The organism is Streptomyces sp. NPDC045778, from assembly GCF_056431945.1.
The window spans coordinates 50,148-67,942 of sequence record NZ_JBWKJZ010000020.1 but is presented as its reverse complement, the minus strand read 5'-3'; the positions used below and the strand labels follow the sequence as shown (position 1 = coordinate 67,942).

Here is a 17,795-nt window from a genome sequence, read left to right as displayed (position 1 = left end):
GTCGCCTTTTCGACGGGTGTCCGCCGTCACACCTTGTCGACGATGCCCACCCGCCCTTCCGCGCGTGAGCAGTGCGCCCCGCAGTACCAGTGCCCGTCGGCCTCGACGCCCTGGCCGATGATGCGGCACCGGCAGTGCTCGCAGATCGGCGCCATGCGGTGGATGGCGCAGGAGAAGCAGTCGAAGACGTGCACCGCGCCTTGGGCGTGGACTTCGAAGGACATGCCGTAGTCGTTTCCGCAGACCTCGCAACGTGCCATGCGCCACAGGGTGGGACCCGGCGGCGGTGCGGGGCGAGCGGCGGGCGGGCGAGTCGCCCGGCAATCACCCGTCTGACGCCGGGGGCTCCGCGGCGCGGGCGGCGCCGGCCCCCGCGCCGTCGGCCGGGGCCACGTCCTGGAGGAGCTGGCCGAAGGCCGCCTCGTCGATGACCGGGGTGCCGAAAGAACGCGCCTTCGTCGTCTTCGACGTGCCCGAGTCCGGGTCGTTCGTCACGAGCAGGCTGGTGAGCCGGGACACGCTCGTCGCGATGTGCAGGCCGGCGTCGAAGGCACGGTCCTCGAGCAGCTCGCGGTCCACGGAGGTGTCGCCGGAGAAGGCGACGCGCATGCCCTGTTTGAGGGGTTTGCCCGGCTCGTACCGCCCCGGGTTGGGGTAGGGGCAGGCGGGGCGCTTGCGGGAGGCGCGCCAACTCTGCGCGCGATACGCGGATCCGGGCGCGGGGGAGCCGGTGGCCTGCCGCCCGATGCGGGCCGCGCCGTCGGCCCACTCGGTCAGCGGGCGGCACTCCAGGAGCGGCAGCCGCACGCCGTCGCTCGCCGCCGCGCGCAGGCTCGGGCGGAACGCCTCGGCGAGGACGCGCGCGTCGTCCAGGGCGTGGTGCGCGTGCCGCTGGACCACGCCGAAGTGCGCGGCGAGCGACTCCAGCTTGTGGTTGGGCAGCGGCAGGCCAAGCTCCTTGGAGAGCGCGATGGTGCACAGGCGCTGGCGGACCGGCGCGGTGCGCTCCGCGCGCGCGTACTCCCTGGCGATCATGGACCAGTCGAAGACCGCGTTGTGCGCGACGAGGACGCGGTCGCGCAGGCGCTCGCCGAACTCCTCGGCGATGTCCGCGAAGAGCGGGGCGTCGGCGAGCTGGTCGCTCGTCAGGCCGTGGATCCACACCGGGCCCGGGTCGCGCTGCGGGTTCACCAGCGTGTACCAGTGGTCCTCGACCTCGCCCCGGGCGTCCAGTCGGTAGACCGCGGCGGAGATGATCCGGTCGTCCCTGGACAGCCCTGTGGTCTCCACGTCGACGACCGCGTACCCCGACGGGTAGGCGGTCGGCCAGGAGTCTGCGGACGCGGCGAGCGTGCGGTCTTCGAGCATGGTCCATGAGGATACGGGCCACGACTGACAGTCACGTCCGTGGGCCGCCGGCGCGGTCGGCCGCGCTGCCCTCGGCGTCACGGCTGCGGGCCGAGCAGACCCGTCACCAGGGCCCTGACCGAAAGGGTGAAGAGCCGCTCCGCGTCGAGGGGGCGCGTGAGGGCGCGGGCCAGCGCGGGGTCGGCGTCCGCGGTGCGCGCGTCCCACAGCCGGTGTTCGCCGGGGCGCCGCACGGGCGCGCGCTCGCGGTTGCGCTCCACCAGGACGTGGCCCACCACGTGGACCTGGACGGCCCGCACGGCGTCGGCCGCGCGGGCGCCGCGCAGCCCCGCCGCGTGCAGCTCGCGCACCAGGACCTGCTGGGCGGGCAGGAACATGCGGTCCGTCAGGCCCCGTTCGTGGACCATCGCGACCAGGTGGGGGTGGTCGCGCAACTGGTGGCGCAGGGCGCCTGCCACGGAGACGACGCGCTGCGCGGGCGTGCGGCCGCGCGGCCGGATCTCGCCCAGGTCGGCGAGGGTGCGCTCGACGAGGGCGTCCAGGAGCGACTCGCGGTTGCCGACGTGCCAGTAGATGGAGGTCACCGCCGTGCCCAGCTCGGCGGCGAGCTTGCGCATGGTCAGGGCGCGCGGGCCGTGCTGCTTGACGAGGGCCGCCGCGGCGTCCAGGACCTGCTCCCGGTCGAGGCGGGCCCGCTTGACGGGCGCCTGCTCGACCGGCGTCGGCTCGACGCGGGTCCGCTCGATGTGGGTCCCCGTCTCTTTACCCTTCACGGGCTCTGTTGTAACTGTGTTACAGAACCCCCCGCAAGGCGCCGCAGGAACCTGACGGTACGTCAACGAAGGGCGGTACGACATGGCACGCGTACGCTACGGCGCGCGCACCGAGGCGGAGCTGGCCGCGGCACGCGCCGCGAACGCACGGCTCCCGGAGATCTGGTCCACCGGCGTGGTCGCCCTCTGGGAGAGCGACCCGGACGCGGTCGCGGCGGTCCTGCCGCCGCCCCTGAAGCCCACCGCGAGCCCCCTGGTGCGCGTGAACATCAGCAAGGTCGAGCTGCCCGGCTACCCCCTGGGCGCGGGTTCGGTCGCGGTCGCCGCGGAGCACGGCGCGGTGGCGGGCTGGTATCCGCTGGTGATGCCGATGACCCACGAGCGGGCCCTGATCGGCGGCCGCGAGGTGTTCGGCGAGCCGAAGAAGCTCGGCGAGGTCACGGTCGAGCGCGACGGCCTCGTGGTCCGCGCGGCGCTCGCCCGGCACGGCATCGCGTTCGTCGAGGTGCGCGGCGGCGTCAGCGGGCCCCTGCCGCTGCCGGAGCCCACACGGAAGACCGACTTCTACTTCAAGTTCCTGCCCGCGGTGGACGGCTCGGGCTTCGACGCCGACCCTGTCCTGGTCCACTGCGTACGGAACGAGAAGGTCCGCAAGCTGGAGCGGATCACCGGGGACGTGGTCCTGCGCGAGTCGATGTACGACCCGGTGGCCGACCTGCCCGTGCGCCGCCTGGTGGAGATCACCATCGGCGAGAAGACCAGCGACCAGCGGGGCACCGTCGTCGAGCGGGTCAGCGCGCAGGCGCTCCTGCCGTACGCGCACCAGCGCTACGACGACGCCCGGCAGGTGCTCGACGGGCCTCCGGAAGGCAGCCTCTGATGGACCTCGCGACGGGACAGGTGGCCGTCGTCACGGGCGCGGCCGGCGGCATCGGCCTCGCCCTCGCGCGCAGGTTCGCGGCCGGGGGCCTGACGGTGGTGCTCGCCGACGTCGAGCGGGGAGCCCTGGAGAAGGCCGCGGCCGGCCTGCGCGATGAGGGCGCCACCGTGCACGCGCGCGTGGTCGACGTCGGCCGCCGCGAGGACGTCATGGCGCTCGCCGAGGACACGTACGAGCGGTTCGGCGCGGTGCACGTCCTGTGCAACAACGCGGGCGTCGGCTCGGGCGCGGAGGGCCGGATGTGGCAGCACGAGCCGAACGACTGGAAGTGGGCCTTCGAGGTCAACGTGTGGGGCGTCTTCCACGGCATCCAGGTGTTCGTGCCCCGGATGATCGCCGGGGGAGAGCCCGGGCACGTCGTCAACACGTCCTCCGCGGACGGCGGCATCGCGCCGCTGCCGACGGCCTCCGTGTATGCGGTCACGAAGGCGGCCGTCGTCACCATGACCGAGTCCCTGTACGCGCATCTGCGGGCGGAGCACGCGCGCGTGGGCGCGTCCGTGCTCTTCCCCGGGCCCCACATGCTCCGCACCGGCCTGTGGGAGTCGCACCGCAACCGGCCCGAGCGGTACGCCAAACAGCGCCCCCGCACGTCCCCGTACCGCAGCCTCGACCAGTGGGAGGCCGCGATGCGCGCGGCCGGGCGGGAGGTGCGGTTCACGCCCGCCGAGGAGGTCGCGGACTTCGTGGCCGAGGGCATCGGGGCGGACCGCTTCTGGCTGCTGCCGCCGAGCGAACACACCGACCGGCAGATCAGGGCGCGCTCCCAGTCGATGCTGGAGCGCTCCGCGCCGGACTACCTGGAGAGCTTCATCCTGGACTGAAGGGGTGCGCCGTGGACGACGCCACCGACCCGTACCTGATCATCTCCTCCGACTGCCACGCCGGGCTCCCCACCGAGGAGTACCGGCCCTATCTGGAGGCCCGGTACCACCGGGACTTCGACGACTTCCTCGCCGGGCGCGACCGGCGCCGCGAGGAGATGACCCGCCTGGGCATCCGCAACGAGGCCTTCGCCGCGCAGTGGTTCAGCGACAACGAAGAGGGCCTGAAGGGCGGCTGGGACGCCGGGCAACGTATCAAGGAACTGGACGGCGACGGGGTGGCCGCCGAGGTCGTCTTCCCGGACGCCGACGCCGTCGACAGCGGGACCGCGGCGCCCTTCGGGGTCGGCCTCGGCCTCTCCGGGGACCAGGACCCCGACCTCGGCATGGCGGGCGCGCGGGCGCACAACCGCTGGCTCGCCGACTTCGTGTCCGAGCACCCCGAACGGCACTGCGGCGTGGCCCTGCTGCCCGTCACCGGAGACACCGACCGGGTGGTGGCCGAGATCCACCGGGCCAAGGAGTCGGGGCTCGGCGCGCTGATGATCCCCTCCATGTGGGTCGACAAGGCGCCCTACCACGACCGCCGCTACGACCCCGTGTGGGCCGCGGCCGCCGCGTGCGCGATGCCGGTGATGACCCACTCCGGGGCCGCGCCCCGGCACGAGTACGGCGACCACCTCGGCGTCTACGTCTCCGAGGTCACGTGGTGGCCCGCGCGGCCCCTGTGGTTCCTGCTGTGGTCCGGGGTGTTCGAGCGCCACCCGGGGCTGCGGTTCGGCGTCGCGGAGTCCGGCTGCTGGTGGCTGCCGAACCTCCTGTGGTTCATGGACCGCCTCTACCTGGGCGCGCACGGCGGCAAGAAGCTGTCGCCCTTCGCCGGGCTGAAGCGCCCGCCGCACGCCTATCTGGACCGGCAGGTGTTCGTCTGCGCCACCAACACCAAGCGCCGCGAGCTGGCCCAGCGCTACGAGATCGGCGTCGACAACATCCTGTGGGGCAGCGACTTCCCGCACCCCGAGGGCACCTGGCCCGACACGCGCGCGTGGCTGCGCGAGACCTTCCACGACATCCCGGTGGCGGAGACCCGGCGCATGCTCGGCCTCGCCGCCGCCGAGGTGTTCGGCTTCGACACCGCGCGCCTCGCCCCGCTGGCCCGCCGCATCGGGCCGACCCCCGCCGACCTCGGCCAGGACCCCGACCAGGACGCCGTCACCGCCTCCTGGGCGCGCTCGCGCGAGGTCGGCCGCCACTGGCTGACCGGCCACGACTTCCCGACGCTAGGGGTGAACCCATGACCGACAGCGAGCGCTACACCGTCATCTCCGCCGACTGCCACGCGGGCGCGGACCTCCTCGACTACAAGCCGTACCTGGAGTCCCGCCACCACGACGACTTCGACGCCTGGGCGGCCACGTACGTCAATCCGCACGAGGACCTCCTCGCCGACACCGCCGACCGCAACTGGAACTCCGAGCGCCGCCTCGCGGAGCTGGCGCGGGACGGCATCGTCGCCGAGGTCGTCTTCCCCAACACCATCCCGCCGTTCTTCCCTTCGGCGTCCCTCATGGCGCCCGCCCCGACGCGCGAGGAGTTCGCGCTGCGCTGGGCGGGCCTGCGCGCCCACAACCGCTGGCTCGCCGACTTCTGCGCGGCCGCGCCGGGCCGCCGCGCGGGCGTCTTCCAGATCCTGCTCAACGATGTCGACGAGGCCGTCAAGGAGATCCGCCGGGCCGTCACGGCGGGGCTCACCGGCGGCCTGCTGCTCCCGGGCACTCCGCCGGGCTCGGGCCTGCCCGAGCTGCACGCGCGCGCGTACGACCCGATCTGGGCGGTCTGCGCCGAGCTGGGGGTGCCGGTCAACCACCACGCGGGCTCGGCGTCGCCGCCGCTCGGCGAGGAGCCCGCGGCCCGCGCGGTGTTCATGGTCGAGACGACGTGGTTCTCGCACCGGGCGCTGTGGCACCTGATCTTCGGCGGCGCCTTCAGCCGCCACCCCGGCCTGCGCCTCGTCCTCACCGAGCAGGGCTCGGGCTGGATCCCGGGCGTCCTGGAGATGCTCGACTACTACCACGGGCGGCTCGTCGCCGCGGCCACGCGGACGGAGACCGCGGAGTCCAAGTTCGGGGCCGGGCTCGCGGACCAGATGAGCAAGGGCCCGTCCCAGGTGTGGCGCGAGAACTGCTTCGTGGGCGCGAGCTTCATGCGCCCGCACGAGGCGGCCCTGCGCGAGCGCATCGGCCTGGACAAGGTCATGTGGGGCAGCGACTACCCGCACGACGAGGGCACGTACCCGTACTCCCGGGAGGGCCTGCGCGCCGCCTACGCGGGCCTGCCACGCGCGGAGGTCGCGGCCATGGTCGGCGGCAACGCCGCGCGCGTGTACGGCTTCGACCTGGAGCGCCTGGACACCCTGGCGGCCGAGGTCGGCCCCACAGTCGAGGAACTCGCCGAACCCCTCAAGGAGCCCCCGGCCGACGCCACGAGCCCGGTGTTCGCCCCGGGAGGGTCGGTCCGCGTCTGGTGACGGCAGCGGTGCCATGCTCGCCCTGTGACGGACGCTACGCATGAGGAAGCGCACGGCGGCGCCCTGGGTGCGCGCCTCAACTGGCTGCGGGCCGCCGTGCTCGGAGCCAACGACGGCGTGGTCTCCACCGCGGGCCTCGTCGTCGGCGTCGCCGGGGCCACCGACGACCGCGGCACCCTCCTGACGGCGGGCCTCGCGGGCCTGCTCGCGGGCTCCATGTCCATGGCGGCGGGCGAGTACGTGTCGGTGTCCACGCAACGCGACTCCGAGGAGGCCGCCCTGGCCCAGGAGAAGCGCGAGCTGCGCGAGCGGCCGGAGGCCGAACTGGCGGAGCTGACCGACCTCCTGGCCGGGCGCGGGCTCAGCCGCGAGGTGGCCCGTGAGGCCGCGGAGCAGCTCACCGAGAGGGACGCGCTGCGCGCCCACGCGCGCGTGGAGCTGGGCATCGACCCCGACGAGCTGACCAACCCCTGGCACGCCGCGTGGGCGAGCTTCGTCGCCTTCACCGTCGGGGCCATGCTCCCGCTCCTCGCGATCGTCCTGCCGCCCGCCTCCTGGCGCCTGCCCGTCACCGTCGTCTCGGTCCTCGCGGCCCTCGCCTTCACGGGCCTGGCGAGCGCCCGCCTGGGCGCGGCGCGGCCACGTCCCGCGGTGCTCCGCAACGTGCTCGGCGGGGCCCTGGCGATGGCGGTGACCTATGCGGCGGGCGCTCTCCTCGGAGCGGCCGGGGTCTGAGAGGCAAGGGCGGAGACCTCTGAGAGGCAAGGGCGGAGACCTCTGAGAGGCAAGGGCGGAGATCACCAACATCTCCGTACGTACCGCCGGTAATACTTGTCGGTAACAACCTCTAGGCAGCGGGCCGGGAGCGACCTACGGTGACGGCATGTCGTCCCCGAACCTGCCCGATGTGGTGCTCTGGTCGATCCCGGCCTTCGTGCTGCTCGCCCTCGTCGAGATGGTGAGCGTCCGCGTGCATCCCGACGAGGACGCCGCCGGGTACGAGACGAAGGACGCGGTCACCAGCGTCACCATGGGGCTCGGCAGCCTCGTCTTCGACCTGCTGTGGAAGATCCCGATCGTCGCGATCTACTCGGCGCTGTACTCCCTGACGCCGCTGCGCGTGCCCGTCCTGTGGTGGACGCTGCCGCTGATGCTGCTCGCGCAGGACTTCTTCTACTACTGGTCCCACCGGGGGCACCACGTCATCCGCGTCCTGTGGGCCTGCCACGTGGTGCACCACTCCAGCCGCAAGTTCAACCTGACGACCGCGCTGCGCCAGCCCTGGACGTCCCTCACGGTGTGGCCGTTCTACGTGCCGATGATCCTGTGCGGGGTGCACCCGGCGGCCGTGGCCTTCTGCTCGTCGGCCAACCTCGTCTACCAGTTCTGGATCCACACCGAACGCATCGGCAAGCTGCCGCGCCCCGTCGAGTACGTCTTCAACACCCCCTCGCACCACCGCGTGCACCATGCGTCCCAGGGCGGCTACCTGGACCGCAACTTCGGCGGCATCCTGATCGTCTGGGACCGCCTCTTCCGCTCCTGGGTCCCGGAGACGGAGCGCCCGGTCTACGGCCTGACCAAGGACATCGCCACCTACAACCCCTTGCGCGTGGCCACCCACGAGTACGCGGCCATCGCCAAGGACCTGAAGCGGGCCCCTGATTGGCGCGCCCGCGCGGGCCACGTGTTCCGAGGCCCGGGCTGGCAGCCGACGCCGCCGCCTGCCGCGCAGAGGCAGAAGACACCGGAGCGCGCGGTATGACGCGTCCTGTTCCCGCTGCGGGCCGTCGCTCCGCAGGGCGAGTGGGGCATCCCCTGCTCAAGCGGAGCCGAGAGCTTGGGGAAGGGTGGGCACAGCCCCCGGCGCCCCGCACCGGAAACGAGGGCCGGGCCCGCTGGGCCCTGGCCGCCTTCGGCCTGGCCGCGCTCGGCGACCTGGCCGGAGTCGCGGCCGGCTCCGACCTCACCCACACCCTCCTGAAGCCCCTCCTCATGCCGCTGCTCGCGCTCCACGCGGTGCTGAGCAACGGCCCCCGCCTCCTCACGGCCGCGCTGCTCCTCGGCTGGGGCGGCGACACCCTCCTGCTGGCGGACGCCGACCCCGCCTTCCTCGCCGGAATGGCGTCCTTCGCGGCGGGCCACGTCTGCTACCTCGCCCTGTTCCGGCGGCACGGCACCGCCCACCCCCGGGCCCGGGGCGCGGGCCTGGTCCTCGCCTACGGCGCGGCGCTCGGCGTCACCGTGGCGCTGCTCTGGCCCGACCTCCCCGCCGACATGCGGATCCCGGTCGCGGGCTACAGCCTGCTGCTGACGGCGATGGCGGGCGGCGCCACCACCCTGGGGCGCACGGCGGCCGCGGGCGGCGCGCTGTTCCTGCTCTCGGACACGCTCATCGCGACCGACGTGGCCGACTGGCCGCAGGCCCCACGCCCCGACTTCTGGATCATGCTCACCTATCTCGCGGCCCAGACCCTCCTGGCCCGGTCCGTACTCACCAGCGGATCGGCAGCGGCACGGCGGTGAGCAGCGCCGACACGGCGACCACGGCGCCGAGCGCGCACACCTCGGCGCGCGCGGGCGCGCAGGCCGCGATCCGGTCGCCCCCGGAGTACGTCCGCAGGCGACGCCGGGCGAGCAGCGCGAGGACGGCGACGACGGCCACGAGCAGCAGCTTGGCGAGCAGCGTACGGCCGTACGCGGTCGTCGTGAGCTGGTCGAGGACCGTGTCCGGCGGCATGCGGCGCAGCGTACTGACGATCCCGGTCGCCGTGATCGCGGCGAACAGGACGGCGGCCACGCGCGCGTAGAGGCCCAGGACGGCAACGGCCGCCTCCGGGGCGGACGTTCGCCAGGACCACAGGATCCGCAGCGCGTACAGCAGGCCGCCCGCCCACAGCGCCGCACACGTCAGGTGCACGAGGGTCAGACCCGAACCGGCCAGGGCGGCGTCCTCCGTGGGCGGGTGGGCGCGCAGCGCCTCCGCGACGACCACCGCCGCCAGGGGCAGGACCGCGCTGTCCGGGCGGCGCGTACGCGCGCACAGCGCGGCCACGACGAACGCGTTGACCTCAAGGAGCGCGAGGCGGCCGTCCCGTGACGCGTACAGGCCGCCGACGTCCAGGTCCGACGGCTGCTGCGGCACCAGATTGCCGCTGGCCACCACCGACGCGAGGCCCAGCGCCGCGACGAAGCCCGCGGCCGCCGCCCACCACCCCCACGCGCGCGGCGCCGACGCCACCGGCGCCCCCGGCACGCGGCGCGCGACCCGGCGCAGGAACACCTCGCCCAACGGCACGCACAGCGCGGCGAACAGGACCGCCCGCAGAAACGTGATGCCCTGCGTGCCGGGCGCCTCGGCCTCGCCGGTACCGTCGAGCACGGCCTCGGGCCCGAACAGCGGCACCACAGCGGCGACGGCCACCAGCACGAGCACGGCGACGGCACGGCCCGGCGACGGACGGCGGCGCGCGGCACGGCGACCCGCGCGCGGGGTGGCGGCTGCCTCTCCCGAGGTCTCGGCTCCCGCCGCCGGGGCACCTGCCGCCAGGGAGTCTCCGGTTTCCACGGACGGTCGTATGGTCACTACACGATCTTCACCAGTCATCCCACTCCGGGGCAAGTCCGGGCAAACAACCGGGGAGCGGCCCTTCCGCCCGGCGGGGCCCGCTCAGCGCCACACGGGTGCGTCCGCGCCCCAAGGGCCCGGCGGGCGCGCCCAGTTCACCGGGCCGCCGGTGAAGGCGACCGGGGGCAGGGCGTACCGAAGGCGCCCGAGAGGGCTGTCCGTGTGAGCGAGCCGGTCCGCGGGGTCGTCCGCGTGCGGGGGCTCGTGGCCGGTCGATCCGTCGCCCGGGGCGTGTCCCAGGGAGCCGCCGTCCACCGCCCCGGTCAGCCACGCCGCCGTCCGGGCCAGCGCGAGGCGTGCCACCCGTGTGCCGCCCGCGCCGTCCGTCCGCTGCTCGGTGAGCGCCCGCAGGACCGCCGCGGCCAGCAGATAGCCCGTGCCGTGGTCCAGGGCCTGCGCGGGCAGCGCGCCCGGCCGCTCCGGCGAGCCTTCCGTGACGGCGATGCCCGTCGCCACCTGCACCAGGCTGTCGAAGCCGCGCCGGCGCGCCCACGGCCCCCGCGCGCCCCACGCCGACAGCTGCGCCACCACCAGGCCCGGGTGCCGCTCGGCAAGCGCCTCGGGGCACAGCCCGAAGCGGTCGAGGGCGCCGGGCCGGTAGCCGGTCACGACCGCGTCGGCCCCGGCGAGCAGCTCGTCGAGCGTCCGCAGCCCGGCCCGGCCGCCGAGGTCGAGCGTCGTGGAGCGCTTGCCGAAGCCCGTGTCCGCGTGCTGGTCGGGCAGCTCCGGGCGGTGCGGCGGGTCCACGCGCAGCACGTCCGCGCCGAGCAGCGCGAGGGTGCGGGTCGCGACCGGGCCCGCGATGACCCGCGTGAGGTCGAGGACGCGTACCCCGGACGCGGGAAGGAGCGGTCCGTCGTCATCGCCGGGCGGCGGCAGGGTGCGCGGCGCACCGCCGCCGAGCCGCTCGCGCGCCACCAGGGGCAGCCGCGCCACGGCGGCGGCCTGCGGATGCGCGGCCCACTCCCGCGGGCTGCGCAGCGCCACGGCCAGGCCCCCGGCGGCGTACACCGCGTCCTCGGCCTCGACGCCGGACAGCGCCGCGAGGCGAGCGGCCACCGCCTCCACGCCGGCCTCGCGCTCCGCGAGGCCGAGGGCGGCGAGCAGGCGCTCCCGGTGGTGGGGGTAGTTCGCGTGCGTCCGCACCCAGCCGTCCGCGGTGCGCCAGAACCGTGACAGGGGCGCGAAGGTGACCGGCGCGCGCCCGTCGACGAGCAGCTGCCGCTCGCTGGTGAACGCGGCGGCCACGGCACCGTCGTCCACGCGCGCGTGCGGCATGGGCCGTCCCGTGCGCAGGGCCGCCAGTTCGGCCGCCGCGAGCGCGCAGACGCCGACGCAGGCCCGCGCCAGCGCGCGCACCGGAAGCCGCGCGGCCAGGGTGTCGTCGCGTACGACGGGGGAGAGGTGTGCCAGCGCCTTGGGAGCGCCCCCGAGCGCGGCCCAGGCGTACGCGGCACCGGCGGTGGACTCCACGCCGGCGGAAGGTAGTTGTGTCATGCAGTCACTATGGCGTGGGTCCCGTGGTCCCGGCCTCGGAGGCCGCCGACCACCACAGCCGGATCTCGTCCGCGGGGTCGGAGGGCCGCAGCTCCCAGCCGCGCGCGGCCGCGGCCTCGACCACGTAACCACCGCCCACGCCGCGGTACTTGCGCAGCGGCACCTCGCACTCCACCGGCGGGTTGGGCTTCTTGTCCTCCTTGGGCTTCGACGCCCGCTTCGTCCACGTGTCCAGGTATCCGTCGACCCGCGCCCGGTAGAAGCCGGCGTCGCCCTCGTGCCGCAGCTCCGGCCAGGTCACGACCCAGCGCGGCCAGATCGCGATCACGCCGATGACCCGGTCCATGACGCGATCGGCGCCGCTCTCGAAGCCCGGGATGACGGTGAGGATCTCCGCGAACAGGGCGATCACGAAGGCCACGACGGCGAGGGCGAGCAGCAGCAGCCACCACACCGGCAGCACGACCACCGTGACCAGGAACAGCAGGGCCAGCTGCCACGTCGGGCGCACCGGCTCGGCGCGCCACTGCTCGGGGCCTTCGTGGACGAATGACGAGTCTCGGTAGGCGTACATGGGCGGCATCCTCTCGCGAAGGGCCGGGCGGTCCGCAACCGCCCGGCCCCGACCGCCTCTCAGCGGTACCGGTTGCTCCCTTGAGGGGCTGCTTCGCTACTTCCGCACGGCGTCCAGGGCGTCGATCATGCCCACGCCGTAGAAGCCGTTCTTGTTCCTGCCGCCCTCGCACACCGCGTCGATCTTGCCGTCGCCGTCGATGTCGTACGGGTCGGTGCACGCCATCGCGTCTGCCTGCCGGTACAGCAGGGCCTTCACCCGGGCCGCCGAGGCCTTGGGGTGCGCCGACTTGATCAGCGCGGCCACGCCCGCGGCGTGCGGCGACGCCATCGACGTCCCCGCCTTGTAGCCGAACTTGCCGCCCGGAAGGGTCGACAGGATCAGACCGCTGGTGGCGGGCGGCTGCGGCTTCTGGAACGCCGTCGAGTCGCCGCCGGGGGCCGCGATGTCGATGACGCCCTTGCCGTAGTTCGAGAACGAGGACTTCAGGCCCTTCGCGCCCGTGGAGGACACCGTCACGACGCCCGGCAGCTGCGACGGCAGGTCGAAGCAGTCCGCTGTCTTGATGGTGCGCTCGACGGGCGTCGTGTCGTTCGGGCTCGTCTTGTCGACGATCTCTTCCTGGGCGAGGTCCGTCTTGGCGTTGCCCGCCGCCGCCACGTTCACGGCACCCTTGCGCTCCGCGTACCGGCTGGCGCGGCCGACCGCGTCGACCAGGGCCCGCTGGTCGTCGTCCGTACGGCAGTTGAACAGCCACGGGTCCGTGTAGTAGCTGCTGTTCGTGACGTCCACGCCGTGCTCGGCCGCCCACACGAAGCCGCAGACGACGGCCTCCGTGTAGTACAGGCCGGTCGCCGGCTCGGCCACCTTCAGGCTCGCCACCTTCACGCCGGGCGCGACGCCCGTGACGCCGGTGCCGTTCTTCGCGGCGGCGATCGTGCCCGCCACGTGCATGCCGTGGTCGCTCTCCTTGGCCACCGGCCGCCACGCGTTGTCCTTCTGCGTGGGCACGCCGCCCAGACAGCTCGCGGACGCGTTCCTGTCGAAGTTCGGCGCGATGTCCGGGTGTGTGTCGTCGACCCCGGAGTCGAGGACGCCGACCGTCACCTTCGGGCTGCCCAGGGACTCCTTGTGCGCCTGGTCCGCCTTGATGGCGGGCAGGTCCCACTGGAGCGGCTCGAACTCGTCCTGGCCGCCCGCCGCCGCGCCCGCGGCGGCCCGGGCCTCCTTCGCGGACAGCGGCCGCGCCGCGTCGATGTCGTCGCTCGACTGCGCGGACAGCGGCGCCGTGCGCGTGGCCCCCGCCGACTGCACGCCCTTGACGCCGCGGATCTTCTTCGCGAAGTCAGGGTCCGAGGAGTGCGCGACGATGACACCGATCTGGTCGTACGCGATGACGACCTCGCCGCCCGCCTTGGCGATGGCCTTCTTGACGTACTTCGACGCCCAGCCGCCGTGTCCCTTGCGGACGTTGACGACGTAGCTCATGGCCGACCCGTCGGCCTTCGCCCGCTGGGCGGCGGGGGCGGACGGCGCGTCCGGCTGCGCCGACGCCGTGCCCGGCAGGAAGGCGAGGGCGGACACCACGGCCACGCCGAGCGGCAGGGCGAGCGCGCGGCGTCCGAGGGATGAGGAGTGCCTGATCACGTAGGTGCTCCCCTTCACTTCTTCTTGACGGCGTCGAGCGCGTCGACGATCCCGTAGCCGTAGAAGCCGTTGCGGTTCTTGTCGCCCTTGCAGACGGCGTCGACCTTGCCGTCACCGTCGGGGTCGTACGGCTTGTCCGGGCAGCCCGGGTTGTCCGCCTGCTTCTTGAGGAGCTTCTGGAGCTGGGCCGGGCCCGCCTTGGGGTGCGTGGACTTCAGCAGGGCGGCGACGCCCGCGGCGTGCGGCGAGGCCATCGAGGTGCCCTGGAGCCAGGCGTACTCGCCGCCCGGCATGGTGGAGAGGATGCCGCCGTCCTTGCGGGGGGTGTCGGTCGGAATCTGGTAGCGCCGGTCGCCGCCGGGGGCCGCGACGTCGATGACGCCGTTGCCGTACGTCGAGTAGTACGACTTGGCCTTGTACACGCCGGTCGCGCTGACCGTGACGACGCCCGGGAGCTGGGTGGGCAGGTCGAGGCACTTGTGCGGGTCGATGGTGCGCTTGACCGGGGTCGAGTCGTCGGGGCTCGACTCGTCGACGATCGCGTCCGCGTCCAGGTCGTGGTTGGAGTTGCCCGCGGAGGCCAGGTTCAGGGTGCCCTTGCGCTGGGCGTAGCGCTGGGCACGGTTGACCGCGTCGAGGATGGCCCGCTGGTCCGGGTCGTCCTTGCAGTTGTACAGCCACGGGTCCACGTAGTAGCTGTTGTTGGTGATCTCGATGCCGTTGTCGGCGGCGAACACGAAGGCGCAGACCACGCTCTCCGGGTAGAACAGCTCGCTGACCGGGTCGGCCACCTTGATGCCCGCGACCTTGACGCCGGGTGCCACCCCGGCGACGCCTATGCCGTTGCGGGCGGCGGCTATCTCGCCCGCCACGTGCGTGCCGTGGTAGTGCTCCTTCTTCGCCGGACGCCAGGCGCCGGGCGAGGTGTCCGCCTTGCCGCCGACGCAGCTCGCCGACTGCTTGGCGGAGAAGGTGGGCGCCAGGTCGGGGTGCGTGTCGTCGACCCCGGTGTCGATGACGCCGACGGTGACCTTCTTGCTGCCCGGGTTGATCTGCGCGGCCTTGTCGGCGCCGATGGCCCGCAGGTCCCACTGGTCGCCTTCGAGCGGCTCGGGGGCGGCCTGGCCCGAAGCGGCCTTCCGCTGAGCCGACTTGAGCCGCTCCGCCTTGTCCTTGGACAGGAAGGTGGGCGCGCCCTCCTCGGTCGTGCCGGCCGCCGTCAGCGGGGCCGTGCGGGTCGCGCCCGCGGACTGCACGCCGCGCACCTTCCGCAGCTCCTTGCCGAAGTCCGGGTTGGCCGAGTGCGCGACGATCACGCCGATCTTCCGGTACGTCACCACGACCGTGCCGTCGGCCTTGGCGATCGCCTTCTTCACCGCGGCGATGGTCTTGGCGTCGGTACGGGTGTTCACGACGTACGCCAGCTTGCCCGCAGCGGGCGCCTGGACGGCCTGCGGCGCCACCGGTGCGGGCGAGTCGAGCGGGGCCGCCGTCGCGCCGGGGCCGAAGCCGACCGCCGCGGCGAGGGCGACGCCGAGCGGCAGGGCGGCGAGGGTGAGCCGTCTGGACCGGGAAGAGCGCGAGGAGCGCAGATGAGCCATGGGTTCTCCACATCATCCGGATACGGAACTGCCCGAACACTGCTGGTGCTCGGGCAGGTGCTGACGAGTGGTGCCAGGTGCATGACTTGTTGTGCAGGGTGAAGCTATCCCCAGTGCTCCCGGGCCAGCAATGACTTCTTGCAAAAGGCCGGGAAAGCGCCCGTTCGAGCCGCTCCGGGCGCGCCGTCGTGACGTTGAACAGCACGCAGACGCAATATCAACCCCCTGTCGGATCACGTCCCCTGGGCCTAACATCACCATCCTCGGCCCACGTGATCCGCGTCACTTCGAGAGCAGAGCACATGGACCACACCGCTTCCGTATCCGTCCCCCCCACCCCCGTACCACGAGGAGACTCCGTGGCCTCCGACGCACCGCCACCATCGAAGGGCGGCCAGGACCCCACACGCTCGGTGCCCTCCACCGAGGAGTACGTCGCGGTGCAGCAGAGCCCGGAGTTCGGCGAACTGCGCACCGCCCACCGCTCGTTCGCGTTCCCCCTCACCATCGCCTTCATCACCTGGTACCTGGTGTACGTCCTCCTGTCGAACTACGCGGGTGAATTCATGGGCACCAAGGTCGCCGGCAACATCAACGTCGCCCTCGTGCTCGGCCTCGCGCAGTTCCTCACCACCTTCCTCATCGCCTGGTGGTACTCGCGCCACGCCGCCGCCAAGCTCGACCCGCGCGCGGACGCCATCAAGTCCCGGATGGAGGGCGGCGCGTGAGTACCCCGATCGCCTCGACCGCCACGGCCGTCCCCGAGGCCCACGCCGCCGTCGCCGCCGCCAGCCAGGCCAGTGAGCACCGGCCGCTGATCATCACGCTGTTCGCGGTCTTCGTCGTCGCCACCCTCGTCATCACCGTGTGGGCGGGCCGCCAGACCAAGAGCGCCGCCGACTTCTACGCCGGCGGACGGCAGTTCACCGGCTTCCAGAACGGCCTCGCCGTCTCCGGCGACTACATGTCCGCCGCGTCCTTCCTCGGCATCGCGGGCGCCATCGCCCTGTTCGGCTACGACGGCTTCCTGTACTCCATCGGCTTCCTGGTCGCCTGGCTGGTGGCGCTTTTGCTCGTCGCCGAGCCGCTGCGCAACTCCGGGCGCTACACGATGGGCGACGTCCTCGCCTTCCGCATGCGCCAGCGCCCGGTGCGCACCGCCGCCGGCACCTCCACCATCGTCGTGTCGATCTTCTATCTGCTCGCACAGATGGCGGGCGCGGGCGTCCTCGTCTCGCTGCTCCTCGGCATCACCAGCGACGGCGGCAAGATCGGCATCGTCGCGCTGGTCGGCGTCCTGATGATCGTGTACGTCACCATCGGCGGCATGAAGGGCACCACCTGGGTGCAGATGGTCAAGGCCGTCCTGCTCATCGCGGGCGCGCTCCTGCTGACCTTCCTCGTCCTGCTGAAGTTCGACTTCAACATCTCCGATTTGCTCGGCACCGCCGCGGAGAACAGCGGCAAGGGCGCGCCGTTCCTGGAGCCGGGCCTCAAGTACGGCGCCACCTCGACGTCCAAGCTGGACTTCATCTCGCTCGGCATCGCCCTGGTGCTCGGCACCGCGGGCCTGCCCCACATCCTCATCCGCTTCTACACGGTGCCCACGGCCAAGGCCGCCCGGAAGTCCGTGAACTGGGCCATCGGCATCATCGGCGGCTTCTACCTGATGACGATCGCGCTGGGCTTCGGCGCCGCCGCGCTCCTCACACCCAAGGAGATCACCGACTCCAACCCGGCGGGCAACACCGCGGCGCCCCTGCTCGCCCTGGAACTGGGCGGCAAGGACTCCAGCTGGGGCGCCATCCTGCTCGCGGTCATCTCCGCCGTCGCCTTCGCCACGATCCTCGCGGTCGTCGCGGGCCTCACGCTCGCCTCGTCCTCCTCGTTCGCGCACGACATCTACGCCAACGTGATCAAGAAGGGCAAGGCAGGCGAGAAGGAGGAGGTCAGGGCCGCCCGCTGGGCGACCGTCTTCATCGGCGCCGTCTCCATCGGCCTCGGCGCGCTCGCCCGTGACCTGAACGTGGCGGGCCTGGTGGCCCTCGCCTTCGCGGTCGCCGCGTCCGCGAACCTGCCGACGATCCTCTACAGCCTGTTCTGGAAGAGGTTCACCACGCAGGGCGCGCTGTGGTCGATCTACGGCGGTCTGACCACCGCCGTCGTCCTGGTGCTCTTCTCACCCGTGGTGTCCGGCAACGAGAAGACCTCCATGTTCAAGGGCGTCGACTTCCACTGGTTCCCGCTGGAGAACCCGGGCCTCATCTCCATCCCGGTGGGCTTCCTGCTCGGCTGGCTCGGCACGATGCTCTCCAAGGAGGAGCCCGACAAGGACAAGTACGCGGAGCTTGAGGTGCGCTCCCTCACGGGCACCGGCGCCCACTGACCGGATGCCGTCGCGCGGCCGCGTCGTAGG

At 73.0% G+C, this 17,795-nt stretch carries 17 protein-coding genes; 9 read left to right on the top strand and 8 right to left on the bottom strand.

The window, feature by feature from the left end:
• Positions 1 to 26: 26 nt before the first annotated feature.
• The 3 genes from AC07GB_RS24685 to AC07GB_RS24675 form a co-directional block, all read right to left on the bottom strand.
• Positions 27 to 260 (bottom strand): hypothetical protein, encoded by a 234-nt coding sequence (locus AC07GB_RS24685; protein WP_078869160.1) that lies wholly within the window; start codon positions 258 to 260, stop codon positions 27 to 29.
• A 64-nt stretch (positions 261 to 324) separates the two neighbouring features.
• Positions 325 to 1,368, bottom strand: a complete 1,044-nt coding sequence (locus tag AC07GB_RS24680; protein WP_478848903.1) for a DEDDh family exonuclease — start codon at positions 1,366 to 1,368, stop codon at positions 325 to 327.
• A 77-nt stretch (positions 1,369 to 1,445) separates the two neighbouring features.
• Complete coding sequence (locus tag AC07GB_RS24675) at positions 1,446 to 2,036, bottom strand: TetR/AcrR family transcriptional regulator (protein ID WP_478849096.1); 591 nt, start codon at positions 2,034 to 2,036, stop codon at positions 1,446 to 1,448.
• A 187-nt stretch (positions 2,037 to 2,223) separates the two neighbouring features.
• Here AC07GB_RS24675 and AC07GB_RS24670 point away from each other — a divergent pair, with 187 nt between their 5' ends.
• The 7 genes from AC07GB_RS24670 to AC07GB_RS24640 all read left to right on the top strand — a co-directional run bounded on the left by AC07GB_RS24670 (position 2,224) and on the right by AC07GB_RS24640 (position 8,958).
• Positions 2,224 to 3,021, top strand: coding sequence for an acetoacetate decarboxylase family protein (locus AC07GB_RS24670; RefSeq protein ID WP_478848901.1), 798 nt, complete (start codon positions 2,224 to 2,226; stop codon positions 3,019 to 3,021).
• Entirely contained in the window at positions 3,021 to 3,905 is an 885-nt protein-coding gene (locus tag AC07GB_RS24665) for an SDR family NAD(P)-dependent oxidoreductase (protein ID WP_478848899.1), read from the top strand. Before AC07GB_RS24670 ends, AC07GB_RS24665 begins: the two co-directional genes overlap by 1 nt.
• 11 nt (positions 3,906 to 3,916) lie before the next feature.
• Positions 3,917 to 5,203, top strand: a complete 1,287-nt coding sequence (locus AC07GB_RS24660; protein WP_478848897.1) for an amidohydrolase family protein — start codon at positions 3,917 to 3,919, stop codon at positions 5,201 to 5,203.
• On the top strand, positions 5,200 to 6,432 hold the full coding sequence (locus AC07GB_RS24655) for an amidohydrolase family protein (RefSeq protein WP_478848895.1): 1,233 nt from the start codon (positions 5,200 to 5,202) through the stop codon (positions 6,430 to 6,432). The genes AC07GB_RS24660 and AC07GB_RS24655 overlap by 4 nt, the downstream gene beginning before the upstream one ends.
• 24 nt (positions 6,433 to 6,456) lie before the next feature.
• Positions 6,457 to 7,167, top strand: coding sequence for a VIT1/CCC1 transporter family protein (locus AC07GB_RS24650; protein ID WP_478848893.1), 711 nt, complete (start codon positions 6,457 to 6,459; stop codon positions 7,165 to 7,167).
• Between the two features lie 148 nt (positions 7,168 to 7,315).
• Positions 7,316 to 8,197: a sterol desaturase family protein gene (locus tag AC07GB_RS24645; protein ID WP_478848891.1), complete on the top strand. Its 882-nt coding sequence runs from the start codon at positions 7,316 to 7,318 to the stop codon at positions 8,195 to 8,197.
• A 140-nt stretch (positions 8,198 to 8,337) separates the two neighbouring features.
• Entirely contained in the window at positions 8,338 to 8,958 is a 621-nt protein-coding gene (locus AC07GB_RS24640) for a lysoplasmalogenase (RefSeq protein WP_478849094.1), read from the top strand.
• On the opposite strand, the gene AC07GB_RS24635 is transcribed toward AC07GB_RS24640, so the two are convergent.
• From AC07GB_RS24635 to AC07GB_RS24615, 5 genes are all read right to left on the bottom strand, one after another.
• Positions 8,927 to 9,982, bottom strand: a complete 1,056-nt coding sequence (locus AC07GB_RS24635; RefSeq protein WP_478849092.1) for a CopD family protein — start codon at positions 9,980 to 9,982, stop codon at positions 8,927 to 8,929. The genes AC07GB_RS24640 and AC07GB_RS24635 overlap by 32 nt on opposite strands.
• Before the next feature lie 120 nt (positions 9,983 to 10,102).
• Positions 10,103 to 11,557, bottom strand: coding sequence for a CoA transferase (locus AC07GB_RS24630; RefSeq protein WP_478848889.1), 1,455 nt, complete (start codon positions 11,555 to 11,557; stop codon positions 10,103 to 10,105).
• A 7-nt stretch (positions 11,558 to 11,564) separates the two neighbouring features.
• Positions 11,565 to 12,131, bottom strand: a complete 567-nt coding sequence (locus tag AC07GB_RS24625; protein ID WP_478848887.1) for a hypothetical protein — start codon at positions 12,129 to 12,131, stop codon at positions 11,565 to 11,567.
• Positions 12,132 to 12,227: 96 nt separating this feature from the next.
• Positions 12,228 to 13,775: a S8 family serine peptidase gene (locus tag AC07GB_RS24620; protein WP_478849090.1), complete on the bottom strand. Its 1,548-nt coding sequence runs from the start codon at positions 13,773 to 13,775 to the stop codon at positions 12,228 to 12,230.
• Between the two features lie 17 nt (positions 13,776 to 13,792).
• A complete protein-coding gene (locus AC07GB_RS24615) occupies positions 13,793 to 15,379 on the bottom strand; it encodes a S8 family peptidase (RefSeq protein WP_478848885.1) in 1,587 nt (528 codons plus the stop codon).
• Between the two features lie 359 nt (positions 15,380 to 15,738).
• Here AC07GB_RS24615 and AC07GB_RS24610 point away from each other — a divergent pair, with 359 nt between their 5' ends.
• The gene (locus AC07GB_RS24610) at positions 15,739 to 16,107 is read left to right on the top strand and encodes a DUF485 domain-containing protein (protein ID WP_478848883.1); all 369 of its coding nucleotides are present in this window, start codon (positions 15,739 to 15,741) and stop codon (positions 16,105 to 16,107) included.
• An 8-nt stretch (positions 16,108 to 16,115) separates the two neighbouring features.
• Positions 16,116 to 17,765 (top strand): solute symporter family protein, encoded by a 1,650-nt coding sequence (locus AC07GB_RS24605; protein WP_478849088.1) that lies wholly within the window; start codon positions 16,116 to 16,118, stop codon positions 17,763 to 17,765.
• The last annotated feature ends 30 nt before the right edge of the window (positions 17,766 to 17,795 follow it).

Excerpts from the sequence above, each read along its gene's own strand:
- AC07GB_RS24630 (WP_478848889.1), bottom strand. The coding sequence starts at position 11,557 with ATGACACAACTACCTTCCGCCGGCGTGGAGTCCACCGCCGGTGCCGCG.
- AC07GB_RS24655 (WP_478848895.1), top strand. The coding sequence starts at position 5,200 with ATGACCGACAGCGAGCGCTACACCGTCATCTCCGCCGACTGCCACGCG.
- AC07GB_RS24615 (WP_478848885.1), bottom strand. The coding sequence starts at position 15,379 with ATGGCTCATCTGCGCTCCTCGCGCTCTTCCCGGTCCAGACGGCTCACC.
- AC07GB_RS24670 (WP_478848901.1), top strand. The coding sequence starts at position 2,224 with ATGGCACGCGTACGCTACGGCGCGCGCACCGAGGCGGAGCTGGCCGCG.
- AC07GB_RS24685 (WP_078869160.1), bottom strand. The coding sequence starts at position 260 with ATGGCACGTTGCGAGGTCTGCGGAAACGACTACGGCATGTCCTTCGAA.
- AC07GB_RS24625 (WP_478848887.1), bottom strand. The coding sequence starts at position 12,131 with ATGTACGCCTACCGAGACTCGTCATTCGTCCACGAAGGCCCCGAGCAG.
- AC07GB_RS24665 (WP_478848899.1), top strand. The coding sequence starts at position 3,021 with ATGGACCTCGCGACGGGACAGGTGGCCGTCGTCACGGGCGCGGCCGGC.
- AC07GB_RS24645 (WP_478848891.1), top strand. The coding sequence starts at position 7,316 with ATGTCGTCCCCGAACCTGCCCGATGTGGTGCTCTGGTCGATCCCGGCC.
- AC07GB_RS24680 (WP_478848903.1), bottom strand. The coding sequence starts at position 1,368 with ATGCTCGAAGACCGCACGCTCGCCGCGTCCGCAGACTCCTGGCCGACC.